The 226-nt window shown below is 60.6% G+C and carries 1 protein-coding gene; it reads left to right on the top strand.

All coding sequences use genetic code 11. The features are described 5' to 3' along the window. The coding region (locus FS507_RS20170; RefSeq protein ID WP_222121491.1) for a hypothetical protein at positions 1-226 on the top strand (226 nt) is incomplete at both ends.

A 226-nucleotide genomic window follows, 5' to 3' on the forward strand; every position in this document is an offset into this window, starting at 1 on the left:
GTGGATGAAGAGGAGGTGAATGTTGTGCTGGTTGATGACGGGGGGGGTGTGTTCAGGGGATGGGGGTGTGTTGAAGAGGAGGATGTGGGTGGGGAGAGGGGGGTGTGCACAGAGGGTGATGATGAATGGAGGGTGGTTGGGGGTGAGGATGGGGATCTTGTGAGGGTGGGGGAGGTGGGTGCGGTAGAGGGAGTGGGGGAAGTTGTTGGTGTGGTCGTGGAGGTGG

Source organism: Corynebacterium glyciniphilum AJ 3170 (genome assembly GCF_007673095.1).
Classification (GTDB): Bacteria; Actinomycetota; Actinomycetes; order Mycobacteriales; family Mycobacteriaceae; genus Corynebacterium.